General features: G+C 74.6%; 2 pseudogenes. Both read right to left on the reverse strand.

The window, feature by feature from the left end:
• Positions 1-241 (reverse strand): annotated as a pseudogene (locus tag C1I98_RS39410) (hypothetical protein); the annotation flags it as partial.
• A gap of 100 nt (positions 242-341) precedes the next feature.
• Positions 342-547: pseudogene (locus C1I98_RS39415) on the reverse strand (MFS transporter); the annotation flags it as partial.

The raw sequence follows: 547 nt of genomic DNA on the forward strand, positions 1-547 counted from the left end.
CGCCGAAGACCGCCTGCTGCTCGGGGTCCTCCCGGTCCAGGCGGCCGTCGAGCGACTCGCCCGCGCGCTGTTCCTCGCGCGTGGTACCGAAGTCGTCGACGGCCTCGGGGCGGTCGCCGGGCAGCGGGGCCTCCTGCGGGTCCACCGCCCGCCGCGCCGCCGGGGTGCCGTCCTGGAGGTCGGGAATGCCCTCGTCCTCGGCGCGGGACCGAGGGTCCGGTTCGGGAATGTTCTTACTCACGGCGACCTCCCTGATGTGCTTCCCCGTCACCCGCCTGCTGCCCCGCCGCCCGGGGGCGTAACGGGGCGGCGGGACGAGATCGCCCGGAGAGGCGGGAAGGTCAGTGCGGCGCCGCCTTGGCCGGCTCGGCGTCGGCCGCCGCGGCAGGCGCTCCGCGCAGCGGGACCTCCCTGACGAAGATCGCCAGTAGCGGCACCAGGGCCGCGAACAGGATGGCCCGCCAGAACACGCTGGAGATCGCCGAGGCCACAAGAACCGCGACACCATGATCGAACTCGGTAGGGCGCTGCACTCTCCCGGCGGGCC

It is taken from the genome of Spongiactinospora gelatinilytica, assembly GCF_003236385.1.
Taxonomy (GTDB): domain Bacteria; phylum Actinomycetota; class Actinomycetes; order Streptosporangiales; family Streptosporangiaceae; genus Spongiactinospora; species Spongiactinospora gelatinilytica.